Origin of the sequence: Sutterella megalosphaeroides (assembly GCF_003609995.1) — a bacterium.
In the GTDB taxonomy this organism is placed as follows: domain Bacteria; phylum Pseudomonadota; class Gammaproteobacteria; order Burkholderiales; family Burkholderiaceae_F; genus Sutterella; species Sutterella megalosphaeroides.
On record NZ_AP018786.1, the window covers coordinates 1,602,367 to 1,624,712 of the forward strand.

The 22,346-nt window shown below is 62.3% G+C and carries 15 protein-coding genes; 10 read left to right on the forward strand and 5 right to left on the reverse strand.

Annotated elements, in window-relative coordinates; all coding sequences use genetic code 11:
• Window positions 1-139: 139 nt before the first annotated feature.
• From S6FBBBH3_RS06575 to S6FBBBH3_RS06585, 3 genes are all read right to left on the reverse strand, one after another.
• On the reverse strand, window positions 140-1,669 hold the full coding sequence (locus tag S6FBBBH3_RS06575) for a YdgA family protein (protein ID WP_120176989.1): 1,530 nt from the start codon (window positions 1,667-1,669) through the stop codon (window positions 140-142).
• 82 nt (window positions 1,670-1,751) lie between these two features.
• The gene (locus S6FBBBH3_RS06580; protein WP_120176990.1) at window positions 1,752-2,186 is read right to left on the reverse strand and encodes a hypothetical protein; all 435 of its coding nucleotides are present in this window, start codon (window positions 2,184-2,186) and stop codon (window positions 1,752-1,754) included.
• Between the two features lie 395 nt (window positions 2,187-2,581).
• Complete coding sequence (locus S6FBBBH3_RS06585; RefSeq protein WP_120176991.1) at window positions 2,582-3,331, reverse strand: endonuclease; 750 nt, start codon at window positions 3,329-3,331, stop codon at window positions 2,582-2,584.
• A gap of 330 nt (window positions 3,332-3,661) precedes the next feature.
• On the opposite strand from S6FBBBH3_RS06585, the gene S6FBBBH3_RS06590 reads away from it, so the two are divergent.
• From S6FBBBH3_RS06590 to rbr, 3 genes are all read left to right on the forward strand, one after another.
• Window positions 3,662-3,964 (forward strand): H-NS histone family protein, encoded by a 303-nt coding sequence (locus S6FBBBH3_RS06590; RefSeq protein WP_120176992.1) that lies wholly within the window; start codon window positions 3,662-3,664, stop codon window positions 3,962-3,964.
• 355 nt (window positions 3,965-4,319) lie between these two features.
• Complete coding sequence (locus S6FBBBH3_RS11375; protein ID WP_120176993.1) at window positions 4,320-5,690, forward strand: MazG-like family protein; 1,371 nt, start codon at window positions 4,320-4,322, stop codon at window positions 5,688-5,690.
• Window positions 5,691-5,937: 247 nt separating this feature from the next.
• A complete protein-coding gene (rbr, locus tag S6FBBBH3_RS06600) occupies window positions 5,938-8,007 on the forward strand; it encodes a rubrerythrin (RefSeq protein ID WP_120176994.1) in 2,070 nt (689 codons plus the stop codon).
• Between the two features lie 364 nt (window positions 8,008-8,371).
• On the opposite strand, the gene S6FBBBH3_RS06605 is transcribed toward rbr, so the two are convergent.
• A complete protein-coding gene (locus tag S6FBBBH3_RS06605; RefSeq protein WP_120176995.1) occupies window positions 8,372-11,794 on the reverse strand; it encodes an autotransporter domain-containing protein in 3,423 nt (1,140 codons plus the stop codon).
• A 303-nt stretch (window positions 11,795-12,097) separates the two neighbouring features.
• Here S6FBBBH3_RS06605 and S6FBBBH3_RS06610 point away from each other — a divergent pair, with 303 nt between their 5' ends.
• From S6FBBBH3_RS06610 to S6FBBBH3_RS06640, 7 genes are all read left to right on the forward strand, one after another.
• Window positions 12,098-13,846 (forward strand): ApeP family dehydratase, encoded by a 1,749-nt coding sequence (locus S6FBBBH3_RS06610; protein WP_120176996.1) that lies wholly within the window; start codon window positions 12,098-12,100, stop codon window positions 13,844-13,846.
• Between the two features lie 213 nt (window positions 13,847-14,059).
• A complete protein-coding gene (gene fabG / locus S6FBBBH3_RS06615; protein ID WP_120176997.1) occupies window positions 14,060-14,866 on the forward strand; it encodes a 3-oxoacyl-ACP reductase FabG in 807 nt (268 codons plus the stop codon).
• A 75-nt stretch (window positions 14,867-14,941) separates the two neighbouring features.
• On the forward strand, window positions 14,942-16,261 hold the full coding sequence (locus S6FBBBH3_RS06620) for a beta-ketoacyl-ACP synthase (protein WP_120176998.1): 1,320 nt from the start codon (window positions 14,942-14,944) through the stop codon (window positions 16,259-16,261).
• Window positions 16,262-16,278: 17 nt separating this feature from the next.
• On the forward strand, window positions 16,279-17,322 hold the full coding sequence (locus S6FBBBH3_RS06625) for a 4'-phosphopantetheinyl transferase family protein (protein ID WP_120176999.1): 1,044 nt from the start codon (window positions 16,279-16,281) through the stop codon (window positions 17,320-17,322).
• A gap of 74 nt (window positions 17,323-17,396) precedes the next feature.
• A complete protein-coding gene (locus S6FBBBH3_RS06630; protein WP_120177000.1) occupies window positions 17,397-18,524 on the forward strand; it encodes a methyltransferase in 1,128 nt (375 codons plus the stop codon).
• Between the two features lie 573 nt (window positions 18,525-19,097).
• Window positions 19,098-20,573 (forward strand): aldehyde dehydrogenase family protein, encoded by a 1,476-nt coding sequence (locus tag S6FBBBH3_RS06635; protein ID WP_120177001.1) that lies wholly within the window; start codon window positions 19,098-19,100, stop codon window positions 20,571-20,573.
• Between the two features lie 353 nt (window positions 20,574-20,926).
• Window positions 20,927-21,571, forward strand: a complete 645-nt coding sequence (locus S6FBBBH3_RS06640; RefSeq protein ID WP_123957657.1) for a YczE/YyaS/YitT family protein — start codon at window positions 20,927-20,929, stop codon at window positions 21,569-21,571.
• A 131-nt stretch (window positions 21,572-21,702) separates the two neighbouring features.
• Here the strand turns inward: S6FBBBH3_RS06640 and S6FBBBH3_RS06645 are convergent, their stop codons facing one another.
• Window positions 21,703-22,299, reverse strand: coding sequence for a flavin reductase family protein (locus S6FBBBH3_RS06645; protein ID WP_120177003.1), 597 nt, complete (start codon window positions 22,297-22,299; stop codon window positions 21,703-21,705).
• Between the last annotated feature and the right edge of the window lie 47 nt (window positions 22,300-22,346).

Consider the following 22,346-nt stretch of genomic DNA (forward strand, 5'->3'; position numbering starts at 1 on the left):
CTTCGAGCAGGCTTCAGGCAGATCCGCCAAGGTAGTAACCGAACTTTCGGGAGGCGGTAATGAAAAATCGGTCGCCCCTCGAAACAAACAACCGGCTCCGGGTCCCAAATCATTGGGATCATCGAAGCAGGTTTCGCCGTCAGTGTCCGACGAACCCGTCGGGCGTCGCCTCGTAGGCCTTTTTGACTTCCCAGGAGAAGTTCCGACCGTTGAGGGTCGCACCCTTGCGAATGTCGCCTCGGAAGTCGATCGACCATGCGGAACCGTCTTCGGCGGGCTTCTCAACGAGGAAGTGGCGCAAGGTCGGGGCGATCCCGCGACGCTTCCCGGAAAGCAGCGTCTCGATGCTTTCGAGCACCTCGTCGGGAATTTCCGCCGTGAGGCTCCAAGCGAGGTCCGGCGACGTGTCTTCCGCCTTTTCGAAGGCGCGACGACGCCGTTCCGCACGCTCGTGCGGGGTCTCGTGCTCGGGATCGGGCGTCGCGCGGGGTGCGGCCACGTCGATCGACGCGGTCTTCTTCGGCGTCAGGTTTCCGGAGAAGTGGGCGGTCGCAGTGGTCTTTTTGCCTTCCGCGAGGAACGAGAGCTCGTCGAGGTGGAAGCTTACGGTTCCCGCCTTGCGGAATTCCCGTTCGATCTGGTCTTCGTCGAGCGTCTCGAAGAGCACGACCGGCACGTTTTCGGCGCGGGAACTCATTTGGATTTGTCCCGCATCGAACCCGAGCTCGTTTCCGTCCTCGGGGGTAATGCGAAGCGAAGCCGTTTTAGCGGAAATCGCGTAGTCGCCATCAAGCGTTTCGGTGTGGTTTTCGTAGTCGTCCGCGTGATCCCTCAGGGTTTCCTTCGGGCGCTTGGATACGCGTTGGTAGAGGTCGTCGAAGACGACGTTCAGGTGCCCTCTCGGATCGAACTGATCGAACTCCACCCGCGACAGGACGCCTTCCGACTCCGACATGAACCATTCGCGCTCGATCCGTTCGAAGGGCTGCGGCAGATACGTGTTGCGGAATTCCCCGCCCTTGAGAACGAGCGACAGACGATTGCGCGCCGGGTCGAACGCGGTGACGCGGAAGTCGTCGAAGAAAGTTTCGAGCGTCACGGGGCTTGCTCTCCCCGCCTTTACGACGATCCGTACGGGTGAGGTTGCGGAGACGAGCCAGTCGATGGGCCCCACGCCCGCTTCGGTGGCGTTCACCTGTACGTCAAAGGGAGAGACTTCCGCTTCGATCGTAAGATCGTCGGAGAAAAGCCCCGTACGATAGTCGACCGACAAATGCGGACGAATTCCCTTCAAGAGGCTGTAGAGCGTGGCGGACATTCCCGTCGAGTTGAGGGCGTGAATTTCGCCCGAGAGGCCAAGAATCCCGAAGTGCGCGACGATGTCGAATTCGAACGTCACGGGCATGGCGGAGGGGTCGTCCGGCGACCATACACTCGATCCGATGGTGATGCTCGCGCGGTCCCGCCAGGTAAAGAGCCCGCGTTCGCGCGGCTCCGTCGTCACGATGACGGAGGCCGCCACGGCGCCTGGTTCCGCGAGCGCCGCGAGAAGCATCGACTGAACGGACTTCTGATAAACGACCAGGCCCGTCACGGCCCCAGTCGCAAGAATAACGATCGTCCCCGCAAGCGCCGAGTGACGTTTTAAAAATTCAATCGCGGTAAGCACGGCGGAACCTCCCTCTTCTCAAATCCCGCAACCCGGCGAGCTCGTCGAATTGCGGCATAACGGCGCAACGGACGCACAAACGTCAGATGCGCGCCGAGGAAGGAAGCATGTCGTTCACGGCCGCACTGTCTTCGTCGAGACCGAGCTCCCGCAACACGAGCACTTCGAAGCGCAACACGCGAATGCGCGCGAGCTGGGGAAGGATGGTTTCAAGTGCGGGCGGCATCGGAACGTCGGGAGCGGGGAGCATCCCGATCGCTTCCCGGAGGACGGCTTCCGATTCGGGAGTCTTGTCCCAGAAGCGCGTTTCGAGAATGTGGCGCGCGTCCCGCAAGTGCTTCAGCGCTTCGACATGACGACCTTCGCGGAAACGCACGATCGCTCGATAGGACGCCACCGCCGCCGAGCGGCAAGGGTCGTTGTCGGGACCGAGAAGCGCGATGGCGCCCGACGTATCGCCCGTCGAAAGCGCGAGAACGACGTCGGAAAGAAGAGCACGGGGAAGCTGATTGGTCATGGGTGACTCGTAGTGGGTAAGCTCCCCAGGGAGAAGCCCGGTCGGCCGGCATCGGAAGGCTCGCCTTCCAGGGTCGTATCCGAGGATTCCGTCGTGAGAGCGGTAAAAAGCGTTGGGAACATTATGCCGAAGGCGCGCCGAACCGTCGCACGCGCGTTGCTCGGATCGATTGCAAACGGCGGGGTCGACTTGTAAAGGTTTTTGTCCGCCGACGAAGTCCGGGACTCCCGTACGGACGAGCCCCTACTTGACAAAACCCCGAAACGCACGATGCGTTCCGGGGTCGATGGGAGACGATAAGGAGCCCGAGCGTGAATCGACCGTAGGGCCGACGGGTCCTACGACCCTGAAGCAACGGCGCCCTTACACGTACGAACCGGCTCTCGGGTGCGGTCTCAAAGCCCGGCCTTCTCACAGGCCTTCGCAACGATTTCGTTTCGGTTCTTCTGGATTTTCTCGATGCGGCGGGCACGTTCGCATTCCCACGCGTCGACCGGGTACATCTTGTCCCAAGCGTCCATGAGCTGCTTTTGCTGGCGCGACATGTTGAATTCCTTATAGGCCGCATCCATGTACTTGTAGGTACGCGCGATCACGCCGCGCGCGGATTCGGGCGGCTCCACGGTATTCCCTTCGATCTTCATTTGGCACGTGCCGAAGTCGGACTTCGCTCCGGGGAGCATGCCGAAATTGATGTTCGAGCGCAAAGCGTTCACGGAACCGATTGCGGGATAGAGGTTGTACATGTCGGCCTGCATGTGGCGGTAGGTCATGTTCTCCTTCTCGGCGCAGCGGCGCCCCTTGAAGTCGCGCCCCTTCGAGTCGACGCAATCGGGATGGCCCTCGCGCCATTCGGGAAATGCCCGCCCGAAGTTTTCTGCAGGGACGACGTGCTCCCACTCCACGCGGTGCGAACGTTTCTCGTGCTTCGACGCGGTGAAACCTTCGGGCAACGTAATGTTCTTTTTCTTGTCGAAGATAGCGTTGCAGTAGATCGTAACGCGATGGTCGTGATAGACCTGGCGCTCAAGAAGTTTCTTCGCTTCGTTGAAGGAATCGATGGTCGTATTCTGCGCAGAGACGGTCCCTGCAAGCGCAAAGAGACCGAGGACGGTACACGTAATTTTTTTTCGATCGATAAACATAACTTTCGGTATAATTCGGTGTGTCTGGGAGCGAATTTCACGAAAAGCACTCGGAAAAAGCGGACTTCGGTTCTCTTTTTCGTCGGGTGCGATTCGCTGTATACGCCGTTCGACGAAACCCCGATTCGATCGGATCGTCGAACACGAATGTTTTGAACGTAAGGCGACTGCTCGCGGAGTCATCGCCCGCCGCAAAATGCCGCGCGAGGCGGCGCTGTTGGGTCGGGTACGCCCCGAAACGAACTCAGTGTACCCGATTGACGTCAAAACGTTCGGCCCTCGGATTTTTTTCCCTTTTTATCCGAAAACTCCTTTCAGAGAGGATCCTTTATGGCTTCCGACCTTCAGACCGCCCTTGTTGAGATCTCCGAACTTCAGGATCAGATTCGCCGCAAGCGCAACCAGATTCACCGCCTGGCCGTTCAGGAGTGTCAGCGCCTCATCAACCAGGCCGAAATCCGCCCCGACGAACTCGTCTTCACGCTCCCGCCCGTCAAGACGAAGACGGGTAGCGTCAAGTATGTGGGCCCCAAGGGCGAAGTCTGGACGGGCCGCGGCCGTCAACCCGAGTGGCTGAAGGTCCTCGTCGAAGCCGGCCACGACATTCAGGAATTCCGCCGGGTCGCGGACTGATCGCTTAGAGCGCCCCTCGACCGCGACGACTCAAGTCCGAAAGCCCCGGCTTTTTGCAACGAAATTGCGGTTTGTTCACTTTTTATTCCGGTGTGTCTGCAAAAACCGAAGCGTTCTTTTGAGTAATCGAGTCGCCTGACCGGCACGTCAATCAAGACTTTTCACGTCGAAACGGGATGCGGTTTATCTTCCGCGTCCCGTTTCTTCATGAGTTGCCGACGGTCCCGGAAAGTCCGGGGCCGTGCGCCGCATCGCCCGAATGCCCGCCGTTGTACACTTTCCCGGCCACGTACGGCGTCGTTCGTCGCCTGGTCTCCGTGCTCGAACTCCCCTATTCCGAATGTCAACGCTTCCCATGACCGAAAATTCCCTTTCCGCCGACACCGTTCGCGCGATCCTCCGCTTCCGTGACGATCGTAACTGGGCGCCCTTCCACCACCCGAAGGACCTGGCGCTCTCGATTTCGATCGAGGCGGCCGAGCTCCTGGAGTGCTTTCAGTGGAGCGGCACGGACGCGGACGTGTCGGAAAAGCGCGCCCGTCAGGCGGAAGAACTGGCGGACGTTCTGATTTACGGGGTACTTCTTGCCGACCGTCTAGGGGTCGACCTCAATGCCGCCGTGCGCGCGAAGCTCTCGAAAAACGCCGAGCGGTACCCCGCCGATACGTGTCGCAAAGGCGCCTCCGACGCCGAGCGGCTCGAGGCCTACGCTCGCTTGAAGGACGAAGCCCGTTCGGAGGGGCGCGAGGAAACGCCCGAAGAAAAGGCATTGGAACGGTTCCGTTCGGCGGCCGCCGCCTACGCAAAGCACCTCGCGTCCGTTCGTCACCGACCGGGCACGTGGGCGTCCGACGACGAAAACCGAATCGTCTTCACGCGCTACACGCAGGAGACCACCGACTTCTGGCGGGAGCTCGATACACTGCGGGCGTCGGAAGCAGGAGACCTTCTTCTCAAAGGCTCGATCTACGGCACGACCGTTCGAATCGACGACGTATCGACGGAGAAACTCCGTCACCTCTTGCCCGCGGACGCCTTTGCAGTGCTCGTCACGCTCCTTCGCGAAGAACGTATCGAAGACGGCGCCTGGCAGCGGTGGGCGGCGGGACGCCGCCTTGAAGCCTTACTCTCGGTCTTTGCAATGAACGACGAAGACGACTCGAACGGCGACTCCGAAGCGCACGCTTGCACGCCTGCAGCGACTCACTCGGGCTTCGCACAGCCCTTCGGTTCGGGATCGTCCGTCCTTTGCAACTTGGCTTCGAATTCCGTTTCGGCTTCTGCTTCGGGAGCCTCTCCGGCTGTCTCGGAGTCCCGCGTCTCCTCGACCGTCACCTCCCGTTCCTTCGGCCCCTTTGCCGATTTGATCGGTCTCTTGTCTTTCCTTGAGCGCGCCGAAGCAAATCCCACGATTCTCGGTCGCACGGCGATGACGCCGATGGGCCCCGCCTTCACGTACGGGCCCGAAGCGGCCAAAGCACGGCGGCTCCTTTCGGGCTACTCCGACGGAAACTACGTGGCGGTTCTCGAATCGCGCGGCATCACCTCGTGGCACGACGCGGACCCCGATCGGGCGGACGGCCGCTTGATCGGCGCGCTTATCACGGATATTCTTCGGTCCGAACGCGACCGACCCGCGGTCTTCGTGGAGGCCGTCGAAAAGGGCTTCCTCACGCGCCTTGTGAAGCGCGTCGCGAAACTTCTCGAAAGTCCCCCCCGGAGCTGACCGTTCCCACCGCACCGTCCTACGCTATCGCGACGATTGTGCCGTAAATACGGTATTTGAAAACAGGTTTTACCGGTTGCCGTCCCGCTTGGTCGATCGCGGACTACAATGAGACGGAACAGCGGATAGGACGTCAACACGTTGCGCCCCTTTTCCCCCGAGCTTTCGACAACGTTCGTCAGCGCGGGGCGCACCCCGAACGACGTCCTTCCGAAAGACCCCGATAAAAACAAACCGACTTCGAAACATGAGCAAACACATGGATCCCAAGGTCCGCGTCCCGATCGACGCGGACAACCCCGCGATCGCCCGCATCGAAGACCGTTGCGTCTCCTGTACGCTCTGCCGCGACGTGTGTGAAACCTACATCGGCGTGCACGGCACGTACGACTTGGCCGACACGGGCGACCGTGCGGTGTGCGTGCACTGCGGTCAGTGCGCCGCGGTGTGCCCCGTGAATTCGATCATCGTGAAGCCCGAATGGGAAGCCGTCAAGGCCGCGATTGCCGACCCCGCGAAGGTGGTGATCTTTTCGACCTCGCCCTCGGTGCGCGTCGGTCTCGGCGAAGCGTTCGGGATGGAACCCGGGGCCTTTGTCGAAGGGCGGATGGTGGCGCTTCTTCGCAAACTCGGGGGCGACTACGTGCTCGACACGAACTTCGCCGCCGACATGACGATCGTTGAAGAAGCGGCCGAACTCGTCGAGCGCATTACGAAGAAGACCGGGCCCCTGCCGCAGTTCACGAGCTGCTGCCCCGCCTGGGTGCGTTGGTGCGAAATCTATCATCCGGAGTTCCTGCCGCATATTTCGAGCGCGAAGAGCCCGATCGGCATGCAAGGTCCCACGATCAAGACCTACTTTGCGAAGAAGGCGGGGCTCGATCCCAAGACGATCGTGAACGTCGCCGTCACGCCCTGCACCGCCAAGAAGGCTGAAATCCGCCGCGAAGAAATGAACGCCGCGGGCCGCATGCTGGGCGATCCTGCGATGCGCGACATGGACTACGTCATCACGACGACGGAACTCGCCGAATGGGCGAAGGCCGAAGGGATCGACTTCGACACGCTCGAAGACTCGGCGTTTGACAACTTCATGGGCCAGGCCTCGGGCGCGGGCGTCATCTTCGGCAACACCGGGGGCGTCATGGAAGCGGCGCTTCGTACGGCCTACGCGGAACTCACGGGCGAAGACGCCCCGGCGGACCTCTATGACCTCAAGCCCGTGCGCGGCCTCGAGGACATGAAGGAAGCCTCGGTCGACATCAACGGCACCACCGTCAAGGTGGCGGTCGTCTACGGGACGGCGAACGCTGGCCGCCTCATCGAAGAGATCCAAGCGGGTCGCGCCGACTACCACTTCGTCGAAGTGATGACGTGTCCGGGCGGCTGCATCGGCGGGGGCGGGCAGCCCAAGGCCTTCGGTCCCGAAGCCGACAAGCGCCGCGAAGCCCGCATCGAGAGTCTCTACAAGCGCGACGCCGCGATGACGGTACGCCGAAGCGACCTCAACCCCGAACTCGAAACCCTTTACAAGGAATTCTACGAGCGCCCCCTTTCCGAAACCGCTCATAGAATGCTTCATACCACGTACACCGACCGACGTCGGGATTTAGGAGAAAAACGAATGAGCTACCGTTGCAAAGTCTGCGGCTACGTCTACGAAGGCGACGAACTCCCCGAAGGCTACCTCTGCCCGCTCTGCCACAAGGACGCGACCTACTTCGAAAAGATCGAAGCCGCTCCCGCCGCCAAGCAGACCGCCCCGCAGTGCGCGGGCGGCAAGAAGAGCCTCGCCGGCACGAAGACCGAAGCGAACCTGAAGGCCGCCTTCGCGGGCGAATCCCAGGCTCGCAACAAGTACACGTACTTCGCCGAAGTGGCGAAGCGCGAAGGGTACGAGCAGCTCGCCGAAATCTTCCTGAAGACCGCCCGCAACGAACAGGAACACGCCCGCCTCTGGTTCGAGGCCTTGGGCGGCATCGGTGACACGGCCCAGAACCTCAAGGCCGCCGCCGAAGGCGAAAACTACGAATGGACCGACATGTACAAGACGTTCGCCGAAGAAGCGGAAGCCGAAGGCTTCCCCGAACTCGCCGCGCGTTTCCGTGCGGTCGGCGACATCGAACGCGCCCACGAAGAACGTTACCTCAAGCTCTTGAAGAACGTCGAAATGAACAAGGTCTTCGAAAAGGCCGGTCAGTACATGTGGGAATGCCGCGTTTGCGGTCACCTCGTGGTCGGCAACAAGGCCCCCGAAATCTGCCCCGTCTGCGGCTACAGCAAGGCCTACTTCGAAGTTCGCGCCGAAAACTACTGATCGGCGTGAGCGCTTGAACGGTTGAAGCGCTTCCGGGCGAAACGTCCTCGGGCATTGCACGGACCGAAGGATTTTTCCCCGGGTTGCACGAGGCGCTCCCAACCCGACAACGACAGAGAAACCCTTCCTTCTTCCTCGTTTGCACGGCGAGAGGACGGAAGGGTTTCGTCGTTTTCGGGGGTGCCCGCACGGACGCCCCAACGAAAAGGCGCTCCGTGGAACATGCCGCGAAGCGCCCGGGGGACCATACCCGGGGCCTCAAGACGAGGCCCGAAAAAGAATGAATCGTGCGATTTCAGCGTGAGCCCCTCGGATCAAACATTCGAAAGATCCGAGAGAGCTCATGCGTTGCGAACTCCTTCGATCAGAAGGCGTAGCGGACATTGACGCCGACCCCGTGCGAGGTCACGTCGCTACCGTAAGCGCCCGTGTAGGAGAGACCGAAGGTCGTGCTTTCGCCCATCTTCGCTTCGATACCGAGACCGACGCCGAAGAGGTTGTCAAGCTCTTCGCCCTTGAGGGCGGCCGGGGCCGCGTCACCGATACGCACCGTGCCTTCGGCGGCCGTGTCGCCGAAGAAGTGCATCCAGTTCACGTCACCCTTCACCTTCATGTCGACGGTCGCAAGCTTGAAGGGCATCGCTCCGCGAACACCGAGGGTCGTCACCTCGATGTTCTGATTGTCGAATTCGGAGGTGACGGCGGTCGTCCCCGCCGTTTCGGTGAAGCCGTCCGCCTTCGCGTGCACCCACGTGAAGCCGACATAGGGTTCGACCGAATACGCGTCGGTGTTGAGGCCCGTATAGGCCACTTCACCGAAGAGCTGCATCAGGTCGGCGTCCGCGCTCGTCGTGCCGTAACCGACGGAATCCATGAAGGAAATGCCGCGGGTGAGTTCGCGATCCTGCTGCGTCCAGGCAAAGCCGTAAGCCAAGGAGACCGGGCCCGTCGCCGTTTCGCCGTAAATACCAGCGTGGATGTCGTCGCTGTCGATCTTGCCGTCGACGCCGCCCTTGAAGTCGGTCGAGCCCGCACCGAAGAAGACGCCCAACTTCGTCGCGGAGCAAACCTGCATTTCAACGCCGACGAGACCCGCATAGAAGTCCGCGTCGAGGTCGGTCGAAGCGCCGCCCGCATCCGAATTGCTCCAAGCACCGATGCCGGTCGCCCAAACTTCGGCGCCGTTACCGAGCTTCGCCGTATTGGCCGTGCCGTAACCCGTCGACTGATCTTTCACCGCGCGCGAGAGCGTGAGGGAATTGACGATCGAGAGGTTCTGAGCCGTGAAGTTGATGTCGCTGCCGAGCGAATCGAACGTACGGGCCGCCTGATCCTTCGTCGCACCGAGGAACGCCGCGAAGGTTTCGCCCTCGGGGTTCGCCTCGATCGCGGCACCGATCGCACGACCGTTTTCGGTTGTCGCGGCCGCGGCCATGCCGCCGTCGCGCTTCTTGAGCGAGGCCTTCACGGTATTGGCGGTCGACGTGTCGATTTCGTTCGAGAAGAACGCATAGTCGGTACCGGCCGTCAGGTTCTCGGCACCGGTCAGCGACTTCGTCGTGAGCGTCACGTCGTAGGCTTTCGTCGGATCTTTCCAGAGATCGGTGAGCATCGTTTCGTCGATGCCGCCCACCTTGAAGATCGCTCCCTCTTCGACCGTGACGTTGCCGAGCGAAACGCCCGATTCGGCGACGGAGAGCGCGCCGCCCTTCTTCACGACGACGTTCGCGTCGTCGGTCGTCTCGGCACTGGCGGCGTAGTTGTCTTCCACCCAATCGTCTTTATCCGCCTTTTTAAGGCTGAACTGCGTGTGGAATTCGACCGTACCGCCCGCATTCACGACGACGTCACCCGAACCGAAGGAGTCCGAGAGGCCGGCCACCGTACCGCCGTTGACGATCGTGCCGCCCGAATAGGTGTTGTGACCCGTGAGCGTGAGCGTACCGTTGCCGTCCTTGATAAGGCGCCCGACGTAACCCTGCTTGGCACGCAGATCGCGCGCTTCGTCGCGGGCAGTCTTGTATTCGTACTCCCAGGTTTCTTCCTTCGTGAGGGGCCCCGCGGCCTTCTTTTCGTCGAGAACGGCCTTGCGTTTGACCCAGGCCGCATCTTCCTCTTCGTCCTCAACCTTGCGGGCCTTGATGGCGACATCCGAAATGTCGTTGCGCCACGTATCGTCAACGTCGTTCATCGTCACGGCGAAGTCGCCCAAGAACTGACCCGGACCGTAAATGGCCTTGCCGAGGTCGAGCACGCCCCAACCGTAATCGTTGTCGGGAACACCCGTCGCGGAATCCCACTCTTCAAGCAATCCCTCCTGACCGTCCGTGTTCGAAGCGGTCGTGAACATGACGTCGCGCACTTGCGTCGGAGTCAAGTAGGTGTAGCGGCCCATCAAGACGCCCATGGCGCCCGCGATGTGCGGAGCGGCATTGCTCGTGCCGCCTGCGGTGCCCCAGCCGTGGTTGTCTTTGGAATCTGTTGCCGCATTACCGTCGCCGTCGATCGCGCCCGTAGCGGGATCGATGCTCGCACCCCAAACGTTCGTCGGAGCCGTGATCGTCCACCATTTCGCAACGCCCGCGCGGTTGTAACCGCCTCCGCCGTGATCGTCATCCGTACCGGCATGCGTACCGTTTTCGTTCCCCATGATGACCATGCGGCCGTCCGCCGTAATGTCGACACCGCCAGCGGCGATCCAGTACTGTTCCGCGTCGGGCGTAAAGTACGGATACATCGCGCGATAGTACGGGTTCTGGAAGTTGCGGTTCCCGTTCGTGAAGATCTGAATGAGGCCGTGCTTCTTCGCGACCTCGTAGGCGGCGTCCATGAAGTTCTTGCCGCCCGCCTTATCGGCGTCTTCGCGGAAGAGGTAGTATTCTTTTTCGACCCCGTTCTGGCCCGTCGTGAAGTCGAATTCGGAGCCCACCTGGCCGACGTCGTAGTGCCACCCCGAATCAACGACGCCCTGGTCGTTTTCGACGCGGATGTTCGTGCCCCAAGAGTTGTTGATGACCTTCGCACCCGTGTTTCCGACCGCGTCCCAGACCGCGTAGAAGTAGTTGTAGTCCTGATACGGGCCGTAATTCATGTTGTCCGTGCCGCCCGTATTGCCGACCGCCACGTCGGATTCAAATGCAACGCCGTGCGAGCCGATACCGTTGCGGTTCCCCGCCGCGACCGACGTCACGTGCGTGCCGTGCGCGTCGTTGATGCCGAGGATCCAGTCGCCGTTCGTTTCGAACGCTTCGCCCTTCGAATATTCACCCGTCTTGTCGTCCGCCTGACCGCCCGCGAATTGGTCGAACGGATACCGGTCGCCGTCGTGGTAGTACGTGCCCGAAGCCGTCACGCCGAAAATGCGCCCGCCCGAGAGGTCGGTATGCGCAAGCTCTGCACCCGAGTCGACGACGCCGATGAGAACGCCCTTGCCGGTGTAGCCTTCGGCGTACGCCTGCGACGCGTTGATGAGCGTCAACGCGTGGGATTTCGTGTATTCGTCGGTTTCCCAGGATTTGGTGCTCCCAAGCTTGCCGGTTTCGACGTAGGCGGGATCTGCGGTCGTCCGAGCGGTCGCATCCGAGGCGGACGTACCCGAGAATTCGGGAGAGGCGGCGCCCGCGAGCGGCGTCACGTACGCGGCTTGAGCTACGCCGAGACCGAGCCCCGCCGCCGCAACGGCTGCCGCGACGAGCGTCTTCTTGCGATCGGTCGTGCGATGGTTTTCGTCGGTGACGACGTATTGACGACGAGCCTGACTCCACTTGGTTTTGAAGAAGCGATTCATGATCCAATCCTTGTCCTTTGAAACATGGGGATACTTCAGGAGGCGTTGCGCCCGATGAATCGTCGATTACGTTAGTGCATAACGAAAAACACCGACATTGGTGTTGGTACCAACCTACGAACTAGGCAGATAGTTCGTCCATAGGGTCGATGAAATCTTCTCGTTTATCGTTCGGAAGCGAACCGCCAGTAAAACCTCGGCGGTCAACACCGGGCCCCGTTCGTGTCGCCCGGTAGGCCCCCTCGGTATAATCGACTCTCCTCGAATTTTCCTTCGCGACGCCCTCTTTTCGGAGTTTTCGCCATGTCCGCCCCCATCACCGTCGAAGACCTTCTGCGCGATCCCGAACCCGCACTGTTGCCCGTCTATGTTCACGACGCTGCCGTTCTTTCGGCGTTGGGAAACGATCTGACGACGCTCCTTCGGCGCCTCGCGGACCCGACGCCTTTTTCGGACGCGGATGACGACGGCGCGGAAGTACCGCTCGGCGCCTTCCCTCTCGACCCCGAAGTCGAGGCCCGCAAGGACTTCGAAGCGTTCGCAGGGGACTGGTCCCACGAAGACCGCCTCATTGCTTCAACGCGCTCCTGGCGCTCGGCGTACGGGATGCTGAAACCCCTGGCGGCGCAATTGACGAAGAAGGAAAAGCTCGAAGCGGGGCTCGTTTTCGGGTGCTCGACCTCCGGGGTCGGTGAAACGATCGACCGACTCGGGGAATTCACCCCCTGGCCCGCCGTCGCGACTCTGGACCCGGGCCGCCCCGCGCGGCTCCTCGCTGACGCGCTCGGTCTCTCGGGCCCCGCCTACGTGGTCTCGACCGCCTGCACGTCGGGCGCCAAAGCCGTCGCTGAAGCGGCGCGCCTCCTTCAGATCGGTCGCACGACCGTGATGTTGGCCGGGGGGCTCGACACCCTCAACCCCCTCACCCGCGAAGGGTTCTCCGCGTTGGGGGCTCGGTCCGCAAAACGCGCCCGCCCCTTTGAAGCGGCCCGCGAAGGTCTTCATCTCGGCGAGGGCGGAGCCTTTTTCCTCATGTCCTCGAACCCGAAGCGATGCGTTGCGAGCTCCGGAGACGCCGCGCCGCCTGACGAGCAGTGGGCCTCCGTCCGTCTTTCGGGCTGGGGGGAGACTTCCGACGCGCACCATATTTCGGCGCCCCACCCCGAAGGCGAAGGCGCGAAGCGCGCGATGCTGCGAGCGCTCGAAACGGCGGGCGTCACGGCCGACGACATCGATTACATTCATCTACACGGCACCGCCACGCGTCAGAACGACTCCGCGGAAGCGAAGGCCGTGCGGGATGCGGGTCTTCAAAACGCTCCCGCTTCGAGCATCAAACGCGCGGTGGGGCATACGCTCGCGGGCGCCGGGGCGCTCGGGGCGGCGGTTGCCTACGGGCTCCTGCGCGACCCCGCGATGCCGCTCCCGCTTGCGTTTCGAGGCGACGAAGCGCCGGACCCCGACATCACGCAGCTCAACTGGGTGCGCGAACCCGTCGCTCGCGCGCGCCGGAACGTCCTTGTGAACGCGTTCGCCTTCGGCGGCAGCAACGCGTCCCTCCTTTTCTCGCACACGTATCTCACGGCCCCGTGCGACGCCCGGGGGCTTCTGCCGCAATCGGGCCCCATGCGTCTCATCGACGAAGGGGTGAGCTACTCGGAGGCCGGTGCCGAAAGTCTCATGACGGTGGAAAGCGACAATTTGCTTTTGGATCTCGACACGGGGCGCTTCCCGGCCTCGGGCCTCATGGAAGTGATGGCTCAGACGATCGGGATCTTTGCGGGAATCAACGCGCGGCGTGCGGGACTCGAGCCGAAGATCGGCCTTCTTTTGGGCTCGCGCAGGATCACGCTTCGGGCCTCCGACTACCCCGTCGAGACGAAGTTCAAGACGACGGCGGAAAAGTCCTTCGTCTCGGACGAGGGCTTGTGGCAGTTCGCGTGCCGCTCGGAAGCGCTTCTGCCGGGAGAAACCGAGTACCGCCCCGCTGCGGACGCGGTTCTGACGGTGTTCGACGCGCCCGAGGGGTATTTCGAAGGCTTTCGCCGCTGAGACGTGTCGAAAAAGGATCGTACGAACGCGAAACCCGAGCGTATCGCGCGTGAAATCCCGCCTTTCGGGCGGGTTTTCCGAACCCGATCGGCGCATAATTGGCGTCGGGCCCGGAACATTCGATCCGTTCGGCTCATATACAAAAACCTCCGCGACGAACCGGCTCTTTCCGACAACCATTCGACCCGAACACTCCCTCCCGAAGGTGCACCCATGACCGAAGCGACCACCTCCCGCGATACCGTTTCCGCTCCCTCCGATGCCGCCGCGGCCCTCTCCGTCAAAAGTACGGGACCGGGTGCCGGGCGGCGCGTTCTCGTCACCGGGGGCTCCCGCGGGATCGGCTTTGCCGTCGCGAAGCGCTTGGCCGAAGAGGGCTACGTCGTCGCCGTCAACGGCCGCAACGCCGAACGCGCGCGGGAGGCCGTCGAAAACCTGCGCGCGCTCGGGCACGAAGCCTATGCCCTTCCCTTCGACGTCACCGATCGAAAGACCGCGGCCGAGGTGCTCGCGGAGGATGTCGCCCTTCGCGGCCCCTTCTGGGGCGTGGTACTGAACGCCGGCATCAACCGCGACATGCCCCTGGCTGCCATGTCGGACGACGACTGGGACGACGTCGTCAACACCGACCTCGGGGGCTTTTACAACGTCCTGCGGCCGCTCGTCATGACGATGGCGCGCGCCCGGAAAGGGCGCATTGTCGTCGTGTCCTCCGTTTCGGGCATGGTGGGTACGCGCGGGCAGACGAATTACTCCGCGGCCAAGGCGGGTTTGATCGGCGCCGCGAAGGCCCTTGCCATGGAACTCGCGAGCCGATCGATCACGGTGAACGTCATCGCCCCGGGCCTTATCGAAACCGACATGGTGACGGAAGAAAACCGCGAACGGATTCTGCCGCTTATTCCGATGCGCCGTCTCGGGAATCCCGAAGAGGTCGCGCACGTCGCCGCGTTTCTGCTTTCGGACGGCGCCGCGTACGTCACGCGCGCCGTGATTCCGGTCGCGGGCGGTCTCGTATGAATTCGCACCGAAGCCGCAACGAGGCCCGGGAATGCCACCCTTGCAACGAACAAACTCTTTGACCCTCACCTGACTATGACCGACCACTCCTCTTCGCCCGCACCCGTCACCGATTCGCCGCGCCCCTGGCGCCGAGTCGTCGTGACCGGCATGGGCTGGATTTCGCCGATCGGCAACACCTGGGCGGACGTCAAAACGTCGCTCGAAACGAATACGAGCGGCGTCGTGCGCATGACCGACTGGGAGTCGATCGAAGACTTGAACACCCGAGTGGCCGCGCCCGCACGCCCTTTCGACATCGATCCCGTGAAGTTTTCCCGCAAGCGCGTGCGCGCGATGGGGCGCGTGGCTCTGATGGCCGTCAAAACCACGGCGGACGCGCTTGAAGACGCGGGCCTCTCGGAGAGTCCCGAAATCGCATCCAACGCAACAGGCGTGGCGTACGGGTCGTCCGCGGGGCAGCCTGCGGCCGTAGCCGAACTCGCGCACCTCATTCTCACGAACTCCTGCCGCGGTATTACGGCGACGACCTACGTGCGCATGATGGCCCACACGGCGCCCGTCAATATCGGGGTTTTCTTCGGTTGCAAGGGTCGGATTCTGACGACCTCGTCCGCGTGCACCTCGGGCTCCTGGGGTATCGGCGGCGCCTACGAAGCGATCGCGTCGGGGAAAAACGACATCATGATCGCGGGGGGCTCCGAGGAACTCCACGCGACGGACGCCGCGATCTTCGACACGCTTTTTGCGACGTCGACCCGCTACAACCATGCGCCCTCCGAAACGCCTCGCCCCTTTTCGTCCGACCGCGACGGTCTCGTGGTAGGCGAAGGCGCGGGAACGCTCATTCTGGAGTCGCTTGACCATGCGCTTGCGCGCGGCGCCCGCATTTATGCGGAAATCGTGGGGTTCGGGTCGAATTCCGACGGCGAGCACATCACCTCGCCCGCTTCGGCTCAGATGGCCGAAGCCATGCGCGAGGCCCTCAAGGACGCGGGCCTCACTGCGGATCGCATCGACTACGTGAACGGGCACGGCACCGCCACCGACCGCGGCGACGTCGCGGAAAGTCACGCAACGCACGCGGTCTTCGGCTCCCGCGTGCCGTTTTCGACCTACAAAGGCCACATGGGTCACACGCTCGGCGCCTGCGGGGCACTCGAAGCGATCTTTGCCGTTCGCGGGATGCGGGAAGGGTTCGTGCCTCCGACGCTGCATCTCGAAGCCGCCCGGATCGATCCCGACTGCGCCGAGCTCGACTACGTGACGGGCGGCATCCGCCCCCTCGAGCAGACCTACGTCATGACGAACAACTTCGCCTTCGGCGGGATCAATACGAGCCTCATCTTCCGCAAGTGGCGTGACGGGGACGAATTCCGTCCGAAGAACGCCTGATACCGAATCCACGCACCATGTCGACCCATTACACCTACGGCGTACCGCGCTATTTTCCCATCAGCTTCCGAACGATTCCCGACACGAAACGCGGGGTGAATGCCGAACGCTATCTCGATCGGGCGCTTCGGGAGCTCTTTCTTGACGAACGTCCGAGACGCCCCTGGGAAGAGCCCACCGATGAGGCACCGCGCCTCGTTCGCGCTTCCGTTGCGTTCATTCTGCCGCTCGAGGCCGTCGCCGACGCCGCCGACCTCACGGAAGCGCTCCTTCCCGAGGCCGCGCTCGAGCGCTTGAACGAAATCCGTCATCCCGAACGCCGGCGCCAGAGTCGTGCGGCTCGGATCGTCGTCGCGGCGCTCCTCGCGCGCTTGAAAGCGCTCTTTCCCGAGATGACCTTCGACTACGCGGAAGAACCTCCGTACGGACCGAAGATTCGGTACGCGTTACAGAGCGAATCGAACGCCGACTCGGAAGCGAATTCGGAGGCCTCGCTCGCGCACGTACTCTACTGCACGCTCTCCCATACGAAGGGTGCCGCTGCGGTCGTCCTTTCCCGCACGCCCGCGGGGATCGACATCGAAGCGGACCGCCCCGTCGAACGCCTTCAACGCGTCGCCGCACAAGCCTTCGGCGAAGACGCGGGTCGCGACGTCGTCGAGAACCTCGCGAAAACGGGCTCGCAGGACCTCTTCTTCGCCCTCTGGGGGTTGTCGGAATCCGTCATCAAGATGAACCGCGGGGCGCCGTCCGACGAGGAATTCGCGTCGCTGCGCTTTGAGAGGGGTGCTTCCGCGCATTCCGCGGGCACGGACGTCACCGTGACGGTCGTGAGCCGCACCCCCGGAACGAAGGATGCGAAACCCCGCCTGCACCCGGCGAACTTTGTGGTGATCCGTCGGCCCGGCGTCGGGCTTCTTCGCGCCACGATCGTCTCGGAAGACGAGAAGGCGCCCGTCGTTCTTGAGGCGGACGCCCAACTTCTGCGACAGATGTTCGGATTCGTGAAGAAAAAATCGCCGTCCGACGACCCCGAATCCGAATCCGAATCCGAATCCTGAGACCGATAACGAAGCCCGATACGGCAGAACGACAGCGTCTTCCCGTTTTCAACCGCTTTTCCCGAAACCGAGCCATGCCCACACCCGTCCGGAAAAACCGTCCCCGCATTCTTGAGAATCTCCTCGAAGCACAGAAGATCGCCTTTGCGCCCTTCATCTTCGAGGCGTGCGCTTCGGCCCTCTCGTCGGGCCTCATCGAAGCACTCGCGCGCAAGCCCGAAGGTCTCTCGGAAGAAGCGCTTCGGACGGAAACGAAGCTCTCTCCCTACGCCGTGCGCGTCCTTCTGGACCTCCTTGCGCCTGCGGGGGTCGTCGAGCGTGTCGAGCGCAATGACGAAGCCGACGCCCGATCGTCCGAAGCGCCGCTCCTCTGGCGCTCGACGCCCGTGGCGGACCTGCTTCTTTTCGATGACATGACCCGTGCGAACTTCTTCTTTACGAAGGACGTCAATTACGAAGCACTCGCAAAGCTCGACGCGAGCCTCACGGAAGGGCGCCCGGCAGGCTTGTCCGCATTCGACCCCTCCTGGAAGACCATCTACCCGCACCTTCCGGAGCTTCCCGAAGCGGCGCGCAAGGCGTGGTTCGGGTTCGACCACTTCCACAGCGACCGCGCCTATGAAGCGGCGCTCGGGGTCCTTGCGCTTGCGCGCGACTTCAAGCACTTGGTTGACATCGGAGGGAACACGGGCCGCTTCACGCACCGGTTCCTCATCAAGAACCCGCAGGCGCGCGCGACGGTGGTGGACCTCCCCGTCCAGACGGAAGCGATCCCTACGCGGGAAGAATTGCAGGACGTGGTCGATCGGATCGACACGTTCGCGATCGACTGGCTGACGGACACGGAACTTCACGTCTCACCCGACGCGGACCTCTTCTGGATGAGCCAGTTCCTCGACTGCTTCTCCGAAGACGAAGCCGTGTCGATTCTCGTCCGGACGAAGGCCGCCATGAAGGCTTCCGGCAAGAACCCCGTTCTCGCGGTCTTGGAGCCCGTCGTCGACGAGCAGCGCCATGCGGCGGCGGAACTCTCGCTTGCCGCCACGAGCCTTTACTTCACGGCGGTCGCGAACGGCAACAGCGCGTTCTTCCGCGGGAACATGCTCCGGAACATCTTCAAGCGCGCGGGCTTTGCGATCCGGTCCGAAGTTCCGAACCTCGGGATCAGCCACACGCTCTTCCTTCTTGAGCCCGCCGACTGACGGGCGTTGAGGGGGCCGCCGAGCTTCTCAGACCGCCGCCGACACCCAACGAACGCCCCTATGAGGCCGTGCGACGTCGTTCGCGCGGCCTCTCTGCTTTACGGTCGTTTTCCGACCTCTTTCCGGACTTCCCTGCCCGACGCTCGCCCGACGAAAGTTGTTTTCTATAGCATACGATCCTCGATAGTTTTTGCCCTCTTTCCGATTGAAATGAACATTCGGTAACGCGAACCGTCGGTTTACGACCTCGAAGTCTTCCTTTAAGCGTAGGACTACGTCCAACGACCGACGAAAAAACCGCCGAAGGGAGAATGTCGCCGATTCCGCTCCGTCCTATTCTCAATTCAACGCGAAACGAAACGGGGTGCGCACCGAAGCGCAAACCGCAAAACGGACCGCAACATCGACCGCGCCCCACCCTCGTTTCCCTCTTCATTTTGGACCGCCGTCCGGGCGCCGGCGCCCGCGGCCTCTCCCGCGATTTACGGGGATTTCGCGACCAACGGAATCTTCGACGACCTGCGGGGCGGCTCGGGGTGCCACCATGCGCACGGCGACGAAAGGAGTTGAAAAATGTTTGCAATACCGAAGGAACAGTACGGCCTCTTGATCGGCGGCGAATGGGTGGAAGCCGAATCGGGCGCGCTCTTTGAAACGTACAACCCCGCGACGGGCGAACTCATCACGCGTTGTGCCAATGCCTCGCCCGCCGACGTCGACCGCGCCGTCAAGGCGGCCGAAGCCGCCTTCGAAGGTTGGAGCCGCACGTCCGCGGCCGAACGGGCCGCGCTCCTTCTGAAGGCCGCAGACCTGATCGATCAAAACGCCGAAACGCTCGCCGCTTACGAAACGATGGACAACGGCAAGCCCCTTCGCGAAACGACGCTCGTTGACGTGCCGCTTTCGAGCGACCACTTCCGCTACTTCGCCGGGTGCCTGCGTGCGGACGAAGGCACCGCCGTCATGATCGATGAGAACACCCTCTCGATGAATCTGCGCGAACCCATCGGTGTCGTGGGGCAGATCATCCCCTGGAACTTCCCGCTTCTGATGGGTGCGTGGAAGATCGCCCCGGCGCTTGCCGCGGGGAACACGCTTGTGATCAAGTCGTCGTCGACCACCCCCTTGTCGCTCCTTCTCTTGGGCGAACTCTTGAATTCGATCCTCCCTGCGGGGGTCGTCAACATCATCACGGGTAAGGGCGCTACGACGGGTCAGGCCATGCTCGACCACCCGGGCTTTGCGAAGCTTGCCTTTACGGGTTCGACCGAGGTCGGGTACTCCGTTGCCGAAGCGGCCGCCAAGCGCCTCATCCCCGCGACCCTCGAATTGGGCGGGAAGAGCGCCAACATCGTCTTCGACGACGCGCAGATGGATAAGGCCATCGAAGGCGCCCAGATCGGGATCCTCTTCAACCAGGGTCAGGTCTGCTGCGCGGGCTCGCGCATTTTCGTCCAGGAAGGGATTTACGACGAGTTCGTGGCGAAACTCACCGAAGCCTTCCGGAAGGTGAAGGTCGGCAACCCCATGGACATGTCGACCCAGATGGGGTCCCAAATCAACGAACGACAGCTTGAAAAGATCCTCAAGTACGTCGAAATCGGGAAGGAAGAAGGGGCCGTCGTTTTGACGGGCGGCAAGCGCGCCGTCGTCCCCGGCCTCGAAAAGGGCGCCTTCATGGAGCCGACGCTCCTTGCGAACGTCACGAATGACATGCGCGTCGCTCAGGAAGAAATCTTCGGGCCGGTTGCTGTCGTGATCAAGTTCAAGACCGAAGACGAGGTCGTGCGCTTGGCGAACGAATCCGAATACGGCTTGGGCGGCGCCGTGTGGACCCGCGACATCAACCGCGCGATGCGCGTCGCGCGCGGCGTTCGCACCGGTCGCATGTGGATCAACACTTACAACGAACTTCCCGCGCACGCCCCCTTCGGCGGCTACAAGAAGTCCGGCATCGGTCGTGAAACCCACAAGATGATGCTCGCCCACTACAGCCAGACGAAGAACATCTACATGTCGCTTTCCGAAACGACGCGCGGGTTCTTCTGACGGGCAATCGTCGTCAACCTCGTACCGATCGCTTCGTCCCCACCCCCGGACCGGGCCCCGGGGGCTCACCGAGGACCGAAGCGATCACCCCGAAAAGCCGGCGGCTCAGCTTCCGGCTTTTTTCTTTGTTGATCCGAGCCGTACGTGAGAAAACGCGAATTCGAGGGACGCACCCGCTCGGCTGCGCCCCCTCGATCGACTTAGCCGAACATTGTCTACGTCAAAATTTCAGTCCTCCGAACGCCGATGCCGCTCCAAAATCGGTTAGGATCGGGTTTTCCCCCATTTTGTCGGAAAAGACCGTAAGGTCGGTCTTTTTCGACCTCCGAAAAACCCGACGAAAGGAACCCCTCTTGCTCAAGCGCATTTTCATCTTCGCACTCGGTCTCACGAGTCTCTCCCTCGGCATCGCCCTCATCACCAACGCCCACCTCGGTACGAGCTCCATTTCGTCCTTCGCCTACGTCCTCTCGATGGGGACGGGCCTCACGATGGGCCTCTTCGTCTTTCTCACAAACGTCTTTTTCTTCTGCGTGCAGACGGCGATCGACCCGACGCAGGTTCTGCTCAAAGCCGTGAAGCAGCTGCCGATCTGCGCCCTCTTCGGCCTTGTGATCGACGTCGCGATGAAGCTCACGACGGGACTCTCGGCGATGGCGGCGGGCTCCTGGTTTGCCAGGGCCGCGATGGTGCTTTGCGGATGCGTTTTCGTGGGCTTCGGCATTTCGGGGATGGTCTTTTCGCGCTTGGCCTACCTCCCGCCCGAAGGGGCGGTGCTTGCCGTCATGAAGCGCTGGGGCGGCTCCTTCGGGACGTTGCGCCTCGGCGTTGACGTCTTCATCGTGCTTTCCGCCGTTATCGCATCGCTGCTCTTTTTCGGCGAGATCCGCGGGCTTCGCGAAGGGACCGTCGCGGCCGCCCTCATTTCGGGCCCCACGGCGAAATTCTTCCTCCACGGGTGGGGGCGCTGGATGCCGCATCACGGCGTGATCGACTGAACGATCGAGCGCAGAAGCAGAGCTCGCCGACCTGCGGTTCTCGGCCTCCGTTCGAGAGCCGAAATTAAAAAAGGGACCCCGCAAGGTCCCTTTTTTCTATTCCGGAGCAAGAGAAGCGGCCCCGCAACCGGTTATCCGTCGTACCCCGGCACGTCGAGCGCTTCGCCCAACACGCGGAAGTGACCCGCACCGAGGTAGTGAATCGTGCGCAGTTCCTTCGGGGCCTTGTCGTAGTCGACCCGCCCTTCGGACATCACGCGCTCGTCCGCCCAGACGCCGAGGCATTCGCCGAGGATGAGGTCATAGGGTTCCGAAACGGACGGCGCGGGCAGAACCTTGAAGAAGGCGTACGCAGCGCACCCGTCGACGAGCGGGACGGATTCGAACCCCGGAATCGTGAAGATCTCGGCACCGCTCTTTTCGAGCTTCTGCGGCTCGTCCGCCATCGAAACGGTCCCGAGCTTCATGACAACGTCCGCCAACTGGACCGTCGGTACGGAGAGCGCGAAGACGCCGCTCTTTTCAATGAGTTCGCGCGTGAAGTGCGGACCGTCCACGACGGCCGTCATGCGAAAGGGCGCGATGTTGAGCGGGCACACCCAGCTCGCGGGCATGACGTCCCCCTTACCTTCGTGGGCGGACGAAACGAAGGCCGTGCCCCCGAGGTTGAAGATGACATAACCCTTTTCGTCGGGGAGCTTTTTGAGGTTCGCTTCCGTCGAAATCATGTTTTTTCCTCCACTCTGCAAGGTGCGCTCTTCGACGCGTCGAAATG

What these genes read in the sequence shown, in the direction of transcription:
- S6FBBBH3_RS06620 (WP_120176998.1), top strand. Translation starts at nt 14,942, where the DNA reads ATGACCGACCACTCCTCTTCGCCCGCACCCGTCACCGATTCGCCGCGC.
- S6FBBBH3_RS06590 (WP_120176992.1), top strand. Translation starts at nt 3,662, where the DNA reads ATGGCTTCCGACCTTCAGACCGCCCTTGTTGAGATCTCCGAACTTCAG.
- S6FBBBH3_RS06625 (WP_120176999.1), top strand. Translation starts at nt 16,279, where the DNA reads ATGTCGACCCATTACACCTACGGCGTACCGCGCTATTTTCCCATCAGC.
- S6FBBBH3_RS06585 (WP_120176991.1), bottom strand. Translation starts at nt 3,331, where the DNA reads ATGTTTATCGATCGAAAAAAAATTACGTGTACCGTCCTCGGTCTCTTT.
- fabG (WP_120176997.1), top strand. Translation starts at nt 14,060, where the DNA reads ATGACCGAAGCGACCACCTCCCGCGATACCGTTTCCGCTCCCTCCGAT.
- S6FBBBH3_RS06610 (WP_120176996.1), top strand. Translation starts at nt 12,098, where the DNA reads ATGTCCGCCCCCATCACCGTCGAAGACCTTCTGCGCGATCCCGAACCC.
- S6FBBBH3_RS06645 (WP_120177003.1), bottom strand. Translation starts at nt 22,299, where the DNA reads ATGATTTCGACGGAAGCGAACCTCAAAAAGCTCCCCGACGAAAAGGGT.
- rbr (WP_120176994.1), top strand. Translation starts at nt 5,938, where the DNA reads ATGAGCAAACACATGGATCCCAAGGTCCGCGTCCCGATCGACGCGGAC.
- S6FBBBH3_RS06605 (WP_120176995.1), bottom strand. Translation starts at nt 11,794, where the DNA reads ATGAATCGCTTCTTCAAAACCAAGTGGAGTCAGGCTCGTCGTCAATAC.
- S6FBBBH3_RS06630 (WP_120177000.1), top strand. Translation starts at nt 17,397, where the DNA reads ATGCCCACACCCGTCCGGAAAAACCGTCCCCGCATTCTTGAGAATCTC.
- S6FBBBH3_RS06635 (WP_120177001.1), top strand. Translation starts at nt 19,098, where the DNA reads ATGTTTGCAATACCGAAGGAACAGTACGGCCTCTTGATCGGCGGCGAA.
- S6FBBBH3_RS06580 (WP_120176990.1), bottom strand. Translation starts at nt 2,186, where the DNA reads ATGACCAATCAGCTTCCCCGTGCTCTTCTTTCCGACGTCGTTCTCGCG.
- S6FBBBH3_RS11375 (WP_120176993.1), top strand. Translation starts at nt 4,320, where the DNA reads ATGACCGAAAATTCCCTTTCCGCCGACACCGTTCGCGCGATCCTCCGC.